The 12,342-nt window shown below is 72.9% G+C and carries 10 protein-coding genes; 7 read left to right on the forward strand and 3 right to left on the reverse strand.

Annotated elements, in window-relative coordinates; all coding sequences use genetic code 11:
* Nucleotides 1-5: 5 nt before the first annotated feature.
* A complete protein-coding gene (locus LPW41_RS12330; protein WP_144832253.1) occupies nucleotides 6-437 on the reverse strand; it encodes a MarR family winged helix-turn-helix transcriptional regulator in 432 nt (143 codons plus the stop codon).
* A gap of 375 nt (nucleotides 438-812) precedes the next feature.
* On the opposite strand from LPW41_RS12330, the gene LPW41_RS12335 reads away from it, so the two are divergent.
* The 4 genes from LPW41_RS12335 to LPW41_RS12350 are packed head-to-tail and all read left to right on the forward strand — an operon-like array spanning nucleotide 813 to nucleotide 7,904.
* The gene (locus LPW41_RS12335; protein WP_230704998.1) at nucleotides 813-3,737 is read left to right on the forward strand and encodes a hypothetical protein; all 2,925 of its coding nucleotides are present in this window, start codon (nucleotides 813-815) and stop codon (nucleotides 3,735-3,737) included.
* On the forward strand, nucleotides 3,734-6,292 hold the full coding sequence (locus LPW41_RS12340; protein ID WP_230704999.1) for a hypothetical protein: 2,559 nt from the start codon (nucleotides 3,734-3,736) through the stop codon (nucleotides 6,290-6,292). Before LPW41_RS12335 ends, LPW41_RS12340 begins: the two co-directional genes overlap by 4 nt.
* Complete coding sequence (locus LPW41_RS12345; protein WP_144832261.1) at nucleotides 6,289-7,227, forward strand: ABC transporter ATP-binding protein; 939 nt, start codon at nucleotides 6,289-6,291, stop codon at nucleotides 7,225-7,227. Before LPW41_RS12340 ends, LPW41_RS12345 begins: the two co-directional genes overlap by 4 nt.
* Nucleotides 7,224-7,904, forward strand: a complete 681-nt coding sequence (locus LPW41_RS12350) for an ABC transporter ATP-binding protein (protein WP_144832263.1) — start codon at nucleotides 7,224-7,226, stop codon at nucleotides 7,902-7,904. Before LPW41_RS12345 ends, LPW41_RS12350 begins: the two co-directional genes overlap by 4 nt.
* A gap of 6 nt (nucleotides 7,905-7,910) precedes the next feature.
* Here the strand turns inward: LPW41_RS12350 and LPW41_RS12355 are convergent, their stop codons facing one another.
* Entirely contained in the window at nucleotides 7,911-8,528 is a 618-nt protein-coding gene (locus LPW41_RS12355) for a histidine phosphatase family protein (protein ID WP_144832266.1), read from the reverse strand.
* Between the two features lie 280 nt (nucleotides 8,529-8,808).
* On the opposite strand from LPW41_RS12355, the gene LPW41_RS12360 reads away from it, so the two are divergent.
* From LPW41_RS12360 to LPW41_RS12370, 3 genes are read left to right on the forward strand one after another with little or no spacing between them, the layout of a single operon-like run.
* Nucleotides 8,809-9,810 (forward strand): DUF222 domain-containing protein, encoded by a 1,002-nt coding sequence (locus LPW41_RS12360; protein ID WP_230705000.1) that lies wholly within the window; start codon nucleotides 8,809-8,811, stop codon nucleotides 9,808-9,810.
* A complete protein-coding gene (locus tag LPW41_RS12365; protein ID WP_230705001.1) occupies nucleotides 9,792-10,193 on the forward strand; it encodes an HNH endonuclease signature motif containing protein in 402 nt (133 codons plus the stop codon). The genes LPW41_RS12360 and LPW41_RS12365 overlap by 19 nt, the downstream gene beginning before the upstream one ends.
* A 52-nt stretch (nucleotides 10,194-10,245) precedes the next feature.
* Nucleotides 10,246-11,067 carry a Cof-type HAD-IIB family hydrolase gene (locus LPW41_RS12370; protein ID WP_230705002.1) on the forward strand — a complete coding sequence of 274 codons (822 nt, stop codon included), beginning with the start codon at nucleotides 10,246-10,248 and terminating at the stop codon, nucleotides 11,065-11,067.
* Nucleotides 11,068-11,073: 6 nt separating this feature from the next.
* Here LPW41_RS12370 and LPW41_RS12375 read toward each other — a convergent pair whose 3' ends face one another.
* Nucleotides 11,074-12,288: a PLP-dependent aspartate aminotransferase family protein gene (locus LPW41_RS12375; RefSeq protein WP_144832272.1), complete on the reverse strand. Its 1,215-nt coding sequence runs from the start codon at nucleotides 12,286-12,288 to the stop codon at nucleotides 11,074-11,076.
* Nucleotides 12,289-12,342 lie beyond the last annotated feature (54 nt).

The raw sequence follows: 12,342 nt of genomic DNA on the forward strand, positions 1-12,342 counted from the left end.
GCGGCTCAGGCGTCGTCGCGCAGCTTCGCGGTGAGGGCGTGCAGTTGCGCGAGTTCTGCGTCGCTCAGGCGCGCCATGCGCTCGGCGATGGAGCGGGCGTGCGAAGCGGCGATGCGACGGAAGATGACCGCTCCCTCTTCGGTGGCCGTCACCAGGGACCCTCGCCCGTCTTCCGGGTCGGCGCACTTGGTCACGAGGCCGCGCGCGACCATCCGCTCGACCAGTCGCGAGACGCTCGGCTGGCTGATCAGCATGTTGCCCGTGACCTCGCGCAGGCGTGCCGTCATGCGCGGGGCGCGGGTGACGGTGAGCAGCACGTCGTACTCAGCCTGCGTGAGTTCGGTGCCGTCGAAGTCGGTGCGGATGTCGTCGAACACCTCGTGCTGGGCGCGGAAGAGACTCTCCCAGGCCTGCACGGCGAGACGACGATCGGTCATAGGTTCAGCGTAGGGGAGCGGCCCGGCGGGACCGCTCTCTCGACCTCGGCGCGGCGCACAGAGTAAGGGCCGGTCGGAGAGGCTTCCGACCGGCCCTTGTCCCTGCACCAAGAGTGTCCTGCAATCACATGTCGGTAGCTGCCACAGCAAAACAACTACCGTGCGAGCACTCTATAACGGTGAGGTAACGGAGGGGAAGAGGGGCTCGTTATGTTCTTGTGATCGATTTCCGACGAGCGGGCCGGGACTCGGTTCCTGATGCCGGGCGCGACGGCTCTGCGTATTCCGGCCGACGTCGGCGCGTTGCCCTCCGCGGTGCTCGGCGGACCGAGGGCGAGGAGTAGATTCGCCTCATCCTCATCGCTTAGGGATCCCGTGCGCCTGCTGCCCTCTTCGTCGCGCGTCGTCTTCGGTGGCATGGTCGCCCTCGTCGCCGCGGTGACGACGGCGCTCGCGGTGCTCGTGCCCGCCCTGACCGAGCAGGCCGGTGACGCCGGGGCGCGCGGCGTCGTCGCCGCTCGATCGGGAGCCGAGACCGGCCTCGACCTCGCGCTCCCGGCATCCGGAGACCCCGTCGCTCAGGACGAACTGGTGCGTCGCACGATCGCCCGCGTCATGCCCGACGGTGCCGACCTCTCGATCGAGAGGACGGAGACCGCCGGGCTCCTCGACGCCGGGGCGGGGCGCGCGTATCTCGCGAGTATCGACGGCCCCGCCTTGCCCCTCGAAGCCGGACGATGGCCCGCCACCGCCAGCGAGGCCGCCCTCGGCTCCACTGTCGCAGAGACGCTGGATGTCGAGATCGGCGACACCTTCGACCTCGGCGGCCGCACGGTGCAGGTCACGGGATTGTGGTCGTCGTCGCGCGCGGCGGCGGATCGATGGTTCGGCGTGCGAGCGGCCTTCGCCGCGGGCGGGGGAGAGGGCCCCGTCGCAGTGTCGGCGGAGGTCGTGGACGCCGTGGCCACCGCGGACGGTCTGACGCGCGAGGTGCATTGGACGCTGCGCCCCGACGCCGCGCGCCTCGACCTCGCGACGTTGCACGCGGTGAGCGCGGGGTGGCGAGCGCTGCCGGACGCCCTGGCGGCGGAAGGGGTGGAAGCCGCGGACATCGAGACCGCCGGGGCCCTCGTCCCGACGGCGCAGATCGCGTCCGCCCGCGCCGCGGTGCTGAACGCGGCCGCGCCCGTTTCGCTGGCGACCGTCGCTCTCGCCTCGCTCGCGGTGACCACCCTGTTCGCCGCTCTGCTGGTGGGCTCCGCAGCCGCCGAGCGCCGGACCCGCTGGGCGCGGGGGCAACCGCTGACGCGCATCGTCGCCGCCGAGTCGGTGCGAGCGCTCGTACCCGGCGTCGTCGGTGCGATCGTCGGTGCGGTGACGGTCGCCGTCGTGCTCACGCCGTCCGTCGCCATGGTCCCGTGGATCATCGGTGCCACCGCGGTGGGGGCCGCGGCTCCGGCGGTGCTCGTGGCCGTCCTCGCCACCCGCGACGTGGGCGTCCTCAGCCGCGCGGAGGGGGCGGCATCACCCTCGCGCCGGTGGAGTGCCGGGGTCGCGGCATCCGTCGTCCTCCTCCTCGCGGGCTTCACGACCTGGCGCGCGCTCACGCTCGGCTCGACCTCGGGCGACGGTCGCGGCGGCCTCTCGCCCGACCCCGTCGCCGTCGCCGCCCCGGCAGCGCTGCTGCCCGCCGCCGTCCTCGTCGCGACGGCCGCCCCGTTGCTGCTGACGCAGCGGCTTCGCGAGCGTCGTGCCGCCCGAGGCAGCGCCACCGCGTTCCTCTCCGCGATGGGCGCGGCGCGGCGTCCGTTCGCCCTCGCCGCGACCGTCGCCGTCGTGGGGGTCGCTGTCGCGCAGCTCGGGTTCGCCGCGGTGTACCAGTCGACGTGGGACGCGGGGTATCGCACCGCCCTCGCCGCCCAGGAGGGAACGGACCTGCGCGTCGCGGGCGACGGCGACGAGCTGACGCCCGCGGTGCTCGACCGCGTCGCGGGTGTCGAGTCGGTCGCGGGGGTCGCGCCCGTGTGGACGGCGAACACCTCGATCGCCGCGCGTTCGGCCTCGCTCGTGATCGCGTCGCCGGCCGCGGTCGCCGCCCTCGCCGATCCCGCGGTCCCCGACCGCGATCGTCTTGCCGAGGGCGCACGCTCCGACGCTCCCGGCCCTCTCCTCCCCGAGGACGCCCAGGACCTGACGGTGCAGGTACGGGCGACGGATGCCACGGCTCAGGCCGCCGCGGTCGTTCTCGTGGACGCGTGGGGGCGGGTTACCTCCGTGGGGGCCGGAAGCGACGGGGCATTCGCGATCCCCGCCGTCTCCGCCGGCCCGGGCGGGGCGTGGCGGCTGGCGGCGGTCGAGGTCGCCGTATCGACAGGGGATGAATTTGGAGCCCTGGTCGCCATCGACGGCGTGAGCGTCGACGGGGCGCTGCTCGACCTGGGCGCGGCGGTGATGCCCGTCGACATCAGCGGCGAGGCGATCGACATGCAGACCGCGGCGGGTCCCGCCGAGGTCTCCGTCGGCAGTGCGATCACCCGGGTGCGGTTCGTGCCGGTCGCATCGACGGCCTCCGCCGTCGTTTCGCAGGCGTTCGCCGCGGCCTCCGGCGTGACGGAGGGAGACACTCTTCCCCTCGCGCTCGCGCCCGGTGCCGAATCGCGGCCGGCCCGCGTCGCCGCGGTCGTTCCGGTCATCCCCGGGGCGCCCCTCGACTCGGCCGTCTTCGTCGACGTCGGGACGGCGCTGTCGTCGCGTCTGCGCACCGCCACGGCACTCCCGGGAGCGGAGGGCGCCTGGATCTCGCCGGGTGCCGATCCCGAGGCCGTCGCCGCGGTGCTGCCCGACGGATCGCGGATCGCGGGCACCACCGCCGACGACGGGTACGTCGTGCTGTCGAAGGTGCCGACGTTGCTGTGGACGGGTGCCGCGGGCTTCGCCGCCCTCGCGGTCGCGGGGCTCGCCGCGATCGCCCTCGTCACGCGTCGATCGAGGCGCGATGAAGCGTCGTCCCTGCGCGCGATCGGTGTCGCACGGGCAGTGCGCCGGCGCCTGCGCGTGACGGAGGCCGCCGCCGCGGTCGCGGCGGGATCCCTGGTCGCCGTCGTGGCGACGGCGGTGGCAGCGATGGTTCTCCTCCCCGTCGTGATCACCGGTGCCCTCCCGCGAGCGGTCGATGCGGACGTCGTGATCGATCCCGTGCGCGCGGGCGGTGTCGTCGCTCTCGCCGTGCTCGTCGCACTGGCCGTCGCCGTCTGTTTCGCGATGCGCGACGACATCTCCACGGACGGAGGCGAACGATGAGGCGGTGGTGGCGCACGATCGCACCGCATCGATTCGCCCTGGCGCTCGTGTCGATCACGGTCGCCGTGCTCGTGGCATCCGGAGTCGCCGTTCCGCGCGTGCTCGACACGGTCGCCGACGCGCGACTGGCGGCGGCCCTCGCGCCGGAGGGCGACGCGGAGGCGGTCGCCGCGGCGAGTGTCGTGTTGAGCGCCGACCTCGACGACTTCGCGTTGGGCGCCGACACCGTCGACGACGTGGCCACCACCCTCGCGCGGTATCCCGCGACCGTCGATGAGCCGCTGCGGTCGGCTCTGGGGGAGGCGGCGTGGATCCTGTCGTTCCCCGATGTCACGGCGGTCGCCGTCGATGGCTCGCTCCTTCGCATCCGCGTGGGTACGGCGCCCGAGTACCAGGGGCAGTGGTCGATCATCGAGGGAACGGCCCCGCGACCTGCCGCCTTCGGTGCACCGGTCGAGATCGCCCTCGAGCAGTCGGTCGCGGCCCGAGCCGACGCGAGCGTCGGCACCGTGTGGCAGGGTCCCGACGGATCCTTCGCCGTGACGGCACTGATCGCCGACGCGGAGGGCGGTCCGTCGGCGCAGGACGTCTTCCATCGGGCGGTCTCGTCCCGCGTGAGCGCCACCGATGACCTCGTCACGGTCGGGGCGTACGTCGACCCGGGGTCGATCGCGACGCTCGGCCCTCAGCTCGCTCGCGCTCAGCTGGTCGCGACGCTCCCCGTGCGTGCACAGGGCCTGCGATCAGGCGATGTCGACGGCCTCGAACAGGCGGCGAACAAGACCTCCGCGCAGGGGACCACCCTGGCGAGCGGCTATCCCGTGACGGTCTCGACGCGACTGTCCGCCCTGCTCGATCGGGTGCGGACCGCGCAGGACGCGCTCGTCGCCCTCACGGCCCTCCTCGTCGCCGCGCCCCTCGGCGCCGCGATCCTTCTATGCGCCCTCGCCGTCACCGCCGCCGAGCGCCGCCGCGCGGGGGAGCGTCGGCTCGTCTCGGCGCGTGGTGCGGCGACCGGGCGCGTCATGGCACGCGGGGCCGTCGAGGCGTCGCTCGCGGCGACTGTCGGAGGGGTAGCGGGGTGGGCGCTGGCGGTCGCCCTGACGCCTCGGTCGACGCTTCCGGATGCCGTGGCCACCGGGCTCGGCCTCGTCTTCGTGGTCGTGGCCGGGGTGGCGGCGCTGGCGGCGATGTGCGCGCGCCAGGCGGTGCGGCCGACGCGGGTGCCGTCGGTGGTGCGGGTCGCGAGGGACGGGGTCGTGGTCGCCGTCGCCCTCGTCTCACTCTCGCTCCTGCTCGGACGCGGGGTTCCCGCCGCGGGCGTGGACCCGTTGCTCAGCCTCAGCGTTCTGCTGGTGGCGGTCTCCGCGGGGCTCGTGCTCGCTCGGGTGCTCGGCCCGCTGGTGAGTCCCCTCGCCGGGGTCGCGTCGCGCGGCCGTTCCCTCGGCGTCGCTCTCGCGTTGTCGCGACTGGCGCGAGGGGGCGGGCGCGCCCTGCAGATCACCGGCGTGACGATTGCCGTGGCCACCGCGACCCTCTCCCTCGGGCTGGCGCAGCTGACCGGCGACGGCATCTCCGCCGCGGCCTTCCGCAGCGTCGGTGCCGACGTGCGTGCGTGCGGCGACGATGCCTCCCTCGCCGCGACGAGCCGAGAGGCGGCCTCGGTCGACGGCGTCGCCGCCGTCGCGCGGGTGCGCCGGCTCGACGGCATCCCGGTGACGGGGGATGGACGACTGCGGCCCGTCACCGTGCTCTCCGCATCGACCGTCGACCTGCACCGCGTCGCGCCCCCCGTCCCCGAGCTCGGCGACACCGATCCCGTGCCGGCGGTGATGTCGCGCTCTGCGGCGGAACTGCTCGAGGGGACGTTGGCGGTCGGGGGTCGAGAGGTGTCGGGTGCAGCCGTCGTCGACGACGACGTCCTGCCTTCGTTCGCGGACTCGTGGGTGCTGCTCGACGATCGCGCGGCGGAGGCTCTCGCCGCTCCCGTCGGGGCGTCGTGCCTCGTCATCACCGTGATGCCCGACTCGCCTCCGGGGCTCGTCGCTTCGCGCCTGCGCGACGCGGATCCCGGGCTCGAGGTGGTCGATGTGGCGTCCGCGACGGCCCAGCATCTGGCCGCGCCCACGGCGGCGACGATCCTGGGGCTCCTTGCGGGGGCCGCCGCTCTCGCGGTTCTCACCGCGCTCGCCCTCTCGGTCATCACGGAAGCCGCAGCAGCGCCCGAGCGGCGGCGAACGCGCGCTGTGCTGTCGGCGTTGGGCGCGGGCCGGGTGCACGGCGTGGTCGCGGTCGAGGCGGTGCCGTTGGCGACGGTCGCCGCCATCGTCGGCTGGGGCGTCGGGTGGGTCGGCGTCGTGGTCGTCGCGGGGGCGGGTGGTCTCGCCGACCGCCTGGGTATCGCCGCACCGCTGTCGATCGCCAGCGTCGTGGCGCCGGCGGCCGCGTCCGCGCTGATCGTCGGGGTGATCGCTGCCGCATCGACGACCACGGCCGCGATCGCGGGCAGGCGGCGCCGCGCGCGCCGCGATGAGGGAGAGGAGCGGGGCACATGACGGAGAGCTCGGTCGAGATCGAATGCGTCGATCTGGTGAGGATCTACCGCGGAGCGGGCGTCGAGGTGCAAGCCCTGCAGGGGCTGAACCTGCGGGTCGAGAGAGGCGAACTCACCGCGATCGTGGGCGCGTCGGGGTCGGGCAAGTCGACGCTGCTGTCGATCCTGTCGGCCCTCGATGTCGCGAGCGCGGGGCGCGTCCACGTGGCTGGTCGCGACCTGCTCGCGCTGACCCCGCGCCAGCGGGCGGAATACCGTCGCACGGTGGCGGGATTCGTGTGGCAGCAGACGGCCCGCAACTTCCTTCCGGGCCTGACGATCGCCGAGAATCTCGACCTCACGTTGTCGGTGGGGCGCATCCCGCGCCGCGAGCGGCCCGCTCGTGCGGCGGAGATGCTGTCGATGCTCGACGTGGCGGGCGTCGCCGACCGACGGCCGGGCCAGGTCACCGGAAGCGAGCGACAGAGGGCGGCGATCGCGCTGGGCCTGGCCAACGGGTGCCGTGTGCTGTTCGCCGACGAGCCCACCGGAGAGCTCGACGATGCCAGCTCCGCGCAGGTGCTCGCGGCGATGCGGGCCGTGAACGAGCGCTCGGGTGTGACGGTGCTGATCGTGACCCACGACTCCGGCGTCGCCGATCACGTGCGCAGAACCGTCGGCATCCGGGACGGACGGACCTCGGTGGAGGTGTGGCGCGATGAGGCCGGACCCGGCAGAGATGCCCGGGAGTACGCCGTGCTCGATCGCGCCGGCCGTCTGCAGCTTCCGCGCGAGCACATCGACAGGCTCGGCATGCGCGACCGCGTGCGGTTGCAGCTCGAGAGCGATCACATCCGCGTGCAGCCCGCCGAGACGACGGAGGGTTCTGCGGCGGCGGCGGAAGGGTCGGATGCCGCGGGCCCGCCGCCCGCGACCAGAAGGAGCCGGCGCCGATGAGTGGAGACGACATGATCAGGGTCGCGGGTCTCACCCGCTTCTTCGGACGCGGGGCTGCGCGCACGACCGCCCTCTCCGACGCGTCGCTCTCCGTCGCAGCCGGCGAGTTCGTCGTGCTGCGGGGCCCGTCGGGGTCGGGGAAGACGACGTTGCTGACCCTCGCGGCGGGCCTCGACGAGCCCGACGCGGGGGAGGCGTGGATCGGCGATGTTCGGGTGACGGGGGCGGGGGAGGCGGATGCCGCGCGCCTCCGCCGCGAGGTGATGGGTTACGTCGACCAGGAGTTCGCGCTGGTTCCGTTCCTCACCGCGGCCGAGAACGTCGAGCTCCCTCTGCGGCTGCGCGAGGCGGGAGCGCGCGAGCGACGGGCGCGGGTGGCGGAGATGATCGATGCGGTCGGCCTCGGTGACCATGCCGCTCAGCGGCCCGAGGAGTTGTCGGGCGGTCAGCAGCAGCGCGTCGCGGTGGCGCGCGCTCTCGTGCACCGGCCGCGGGTGCTCGTCGCCGACGAGCCCACGGCGCAACTCGACAGTGGCACGGCGGCATCCGTCATCTCGCTCGTGATCGAGCACGTGCGCCGCGACGGGATGGCCGCCCTCATCGCGTCGCACGATGCGATCGTCGCGGACCGCGCCGACCGGGTCGTCGAGATCCACGACGGGAGGGTGCGCGCCTGACCGGTCTCAGCGGCCCCGCACGTGGTTCCACTGCGTGATGACCTCGGTGCCGTGCTCGAAGCCGAGCTCGCTGACCGCGGAGGTGCCGAGCACGAAATAGCGACCGCCCGCTGCGGTCAGGCCGAGCCAGGTTCCCGCGAGGGCGCGGAGGAAGTGCCCGTGCGAGAACAGCAGCACCTGCTGGCCGGCGCGCACGCGGGGGCGCAGCTCGGAGAGCAGCGCTTCGGCCCGTGCCGTGACCTGCGCGACGGACTCGCCCGGCGTCTCGCCGGCGGGCGTGCCGTCCCAGATGGTCCAGGGATGGCCGAGCTGCTCGATGATCTCGGGGGTCGTGAGGCCCTCGTATGCGCCGTAGTCCCATTCGACGAGGCGCTTCTCGGGCTGGGCATCCGGATAGCCCGCTCGGGCGGCGGTCTCGACCGCGCGCTGCAGGGGACTCGTGAGCACGAGGTCGTAGCGGCGGGTGGCCAGCAGGGTGCCGGCGAGCTCGGCCTTGTAAGCACCGGTCTCGGTGAGCGGAATGTCGGTGAGTCCCGTGTGCTTGCCGGAGCGGCTCCACGCCGTCTCGCCGTGGCGCACGAGCACGATGCGCCCGTCGGGTTCGGTCAGCTCTTCATCCTTCACCCGTCCATCCTTCCGCGCCGCGGGCCTATCGGCATCCCGAGACGGACGAAGGGCCGGTCGGGAGATTCCCGACCGGCCCTTTCCTGCACCAGAGTGTCCTGCAATCACATGTCGGTAGCTGCCACAGCAAAACAACTACCGTGCGAGCACTCTATAACGGTGAGATAACGGAAGGGAAGATGTGTCCGTGACACTTTCGTTATTCATAGGTTTCGGCGGCCGGTGCCCCCCGGCCCCGGCTCCGCGGGGCGATGTCGGAGGTCCTCGTTAGCATGCAGACATGCCACCCGAGACGCCCTCGACGCCCCCGCCAGACGGGCCACGCACCGGTCACGCGCTCGTGGCCGAGGCGCTCGCCGCCGATGCGGCTTTCGCGGCGGCAGAGGCTCGGCGTACCCGCGCCTACGCGGCGCTCGGGCAGTTCGGCGTCGACGCGAACGCAGAGCGAACGTCGGTGCGCGCGGCCGATATGGCGCTGCGCGAGATCGCGTCGGAGGTCGCAGCGGCGCAGCGCCTCTCCGACCGCACGGTGCAGGCGCACATCGGGCGCGCGATGCTGATGGTCGACGACTTCCCGGCCACCCTCCAGGCTTGGGGTGAGGGGGCGCTCACGCGGGCGCACGTGCGGGCGATCGCCGACATCGGCGCCGCACTCCCCGAAGAGCGCCGCACCGAGTTCGACGCCCTCGCGGTGGGGCTCGCGCCGCGACTGAGCCCGGGGCGCCTGCGCTCGCGCCTCGCCGCCGTGGCCGAGAAGCTGCAGCCGACGACGCTCACCGAGCGGCATCAGCGAGGTCGCGAGACGCGCTGTGTGCGAGTGGTCCCCGGTGTCGACGGCATCTCCGACCTCATCGCGACCCTCCCCACGGTGCTGGCCGTCGGAATCTACGACCGGCTGACCCAGCAGAGCAGGGTGGTGATCGACGCGCGCAGTGGGGGCGCCCTCGCGACCCCGGGCGTGACGGGTCCGGATGCCGTGACGGCAGCCACCGGCGCATCCGCGGCCACGACCGATGAACGCACCACCGCGCAGTTGCGCGCCGACATCCTCGCCGACCTGCTGCTCGCCGCCGCTCCGGTCTCCGACCCCACGGTCTCGGGCGACGGACCGGGGCGCTCGGGGCGATCCGCGCGCGCGTGCAAGTGGTCGTCCCCGCTCTGTCGGTGGTGCGGCCGGGGGAAGAGGGCCTCGATCCCGCCGAGCTCGTCGGGCACGGACCGATCGACATCGACACGGCTCGCCGCATCGCCGAGGCGACGTCGATGCCGTGGGATCGCGTGATCACCCACCCCGTCACCGGCGCTGTCCTGATGACCGACACGTACCAGCGCACCGCGGCCATCGATCGGCACCTCCGTGCCCGCGATCGACGGTGCCGGTGGCCCGGGTGCGTGGTCCCCGCGGTTCGATGCGAGGTCGATCACACCGTCGACTGGGCCCTGGGCGGCACCACCGACGTCGCGAACCTCGCCCATCTCTGCCAACGACATCATTCGCAGAAGCAGTTCACCCGGTGGGAGGTCAGACAGCGCACCGGCGGGGTGCTCGAGTGGACCTCTCCCTCCGGTCGGGTCTACGCCGACGAGCCTCTGCCGTACTCGTCGGCGGTGCGGTTCCTCCCGGATGATCCGTCGCCGCCGGAAGACGAGGCGGCACCGTTCTGAGGGAACGACAGGGCTGAGCCTCGCCGTTCACCTCCGCCTGAAAGAATGAACCGTGCCTCACGACATCCGCCTGATCGCCGTCGACATGGACGGCACCCTGCTCGACGGAGACGGCAAGGTCCCCGCGGGGCTGTGGGACGTGCTCCCGCGCCTCGCGGCTCGCGACGTCTCGTTCGTCCCCGCGTCCGGCCGGCAGCTGGCGGCGCTGCGACGCGAGTTCGGCGCGGCGGCCGACGGCATGACCTTCATCGCCGAGAACGGCGCGTACGTCGTGCGCGAGGGTGTCGAGGTGGCATCCGCGGTCTTCTCCCGTGACGAGGTCGAGCGGGTCATCCTGCGTTTGCGCGCGCTGATCGCGCAGGGCTACGACCTCGGGGTCGTGCTGTGCGGCAAGCGCTCCGCCTACATCGAGCGGGCGGACGCCGCCTTCCGCACGAACGCCGAGGCGTACTACGCCGCTCTCGAGACGGTCGACGACCTGCTCGCCGCCGACGACGACGTGCTGAAGATCGCCGTGTACGACTTCGCGATCGCCGAGCACAGCGTCGGGCCCGCTCTCGACGACCTCACCGACACGCTCCGCGTCGTCGTGTCGGCGCGTCACTGGGTCGACATCATGCAGCCCGGCGTCGACAAGGGCACGGCGCTCCGGAGCCTGCAGAACGCCCTCGGAGTCGCGCCGGCGCAGACGGCGGCCTTCGGCGACTACCTGAACGACCTCGAGATGATGGATGCCGCGGACTGGTCGTTCGCGATGGACAACGCCCATCCCGAGGTGGTGGCGCGTGCGCGGCACCGCGCGCCCTCGCACCTCGACCACGGCGTGGTCACGACGATCGAGGCGCTGTTCCCCGAATTCGGCCCCGAGGGCTGACGAGATTCAGCGGGTCACCGCGTCGAGCGCGGCCGCGAGATCGGCGAGCAGGTCGTCGGCGTCTTCGAGGCCGACCGACAGGCGCAGGTGGCCGTAGCGGCGGAACTCCTCGGGGTACGTCGCGGTGCGCGGTCCCTCGGCGGCGGTGTGCACGATGAGGCTGTCGTCGTGCCCGAGCGAGAAGCCCGAGGTGATGAGACGCAGCTGCGCGACGAAGCGGTTCTGCAGGTCGGGGTCGCCGTCGAGGGCGAAGGCCATCATGCCGCCGAAGCTTCCGCTGAAGCCGTCGCCCCCGAACTGTCGGGCCGCGAGCTCGTGCTGCGGGTGCGAGGCGAGGCCGGGGTAGGCCACGAACGCGACCCGCGGATCGGCGTCGAGGAACGCGGCGACACGGGCCGCCGAGGCGAAGTGCTGGCGCAGGCGCAGCGGCAGGGTCACCGAGCCGCGCTGGATCATCCACGCGTTGAAGGGGGAGATGATCCCGCCCACGTCGACCATGGCGTCGGCCTTGATCGGCTCGATGAGGTCGGTGCGCCCGATGACCGCGCCGCCCATCGCGTCGCCGTGACCGTTGATGAACTTGGTGAGCGAGTGCACGACGAGGTCGGCGCCGTCGGCGAGCGGGCGATAGAACGGGGGAGGCGTGAAGGTCGAGTCGACCATAAGGATCGCTCCGCCCTCGTGCGCGATCTCGGCGAGCAGCGCGATGTCGGCGACCTTGGTGGTCGGGTTGGCGATCGCCTCGACGCACACGAGCACCGTCTCGGGCCGCATCGCCTGGCGCACGGCATCCGGATCCGTCACGTCGACGAACGTCGCCTCGATGCCGTATCGGCGGGGGAGCAGCTCGGTCCACAGGCGCCAGGTCGCTTCGTAGACGACGTCGCTGACCACGACGTGGTCGCCCGCGCTCACGTGCGTGAAGAACACGGCGTGGAGGGCGGCGACTCCGGATGCCAGGGCCACGGCGTCTTCGCCGTGCTCGAGGGCCGCGAGCTTGCGCTCGAGGGCGAGCTGATTGACGCCGGTGTTGCGGGTGTAGAGGCCGGGGGCCGTGGCCGACCAGCTGATCTCGCTCGGATCGTCGGGCAGGGCGAAGGAGTTCGCCATGACGAGGGGCGTGCGCAGGGCCTTCGTGCTGTCGAGCTCGATGCCGCCGTGGACGGCGAGGCTCGCGTCGGACATGCTGTCGGCGAGGGTGCGATCGGGACGGGTGGTCATGTCGCGGTCCTTTCTGCGTCTCGGCGCGTGACGGCGGCGATGTTCTCGGTTACC

Origin of the sequence: Microbacterium sp. JC 701 (assembly GCF_021026215.1) — a bacterium.
Lineage (GTDB): Bacteria > Actinomycetota > Actinomycetes > Actinomycetales > Microbacteriaceae > Microbacterium > Microbacterium algihabitans.

Bases quoted from the DNA above. Each gene is read 5' to 3' on its own strand.
- LPW41_RS12375 (WP_144832272.1), bottom strand. From the start codon at position 12,288: ATGACCACCCGTCCCGATCGCACCCTCGCCGACAGCATGTCCGACGCG.
- LPW41_RS12345 (WP_144832261.1), top strand. From the start codon at position 6,289: ATGACGGAGAGCTCGGTCGAGATCGAATGCGTCGATCTGGTGAGGATC.
- LPW41_RS12340 (WP_230704999.1), top strand. From the start codon at position 3,734: ATGAGGCGGTGGTGGCGCACGATCGCACCGCATCGATTCGCCCTGGCG.
- LPW41_RS12365 (WP_230705001.1), top strand. From the start codon at position 9,792: ATGCCGTGGGATCGCGTGATCACCCACCCCGTCACCGGCGCTGTCCTG.
- LPW41_RS12360 (WP_230705000.1), top strand. From the start codon at position 8,809: ATGCCACCCGAGACGCCCTCGACGCCCCCGCCAGACGGGCCACGCACC.
- LPW41_RS12350 (WP_144832263.1), top strand. From the start codon at position 7,224: ATGAGTGGAGACGACATGATCAGGGTCGCGGGTCTCACCCGCTTCTTC.
- LPW41_RS12330 (WP_144832253.1), bottom strand. From the start codon at position 437: ATGACCGATCGTCGTCTCGCCGTGCAGGCCTGGGAGAGTCTCTTCCGC.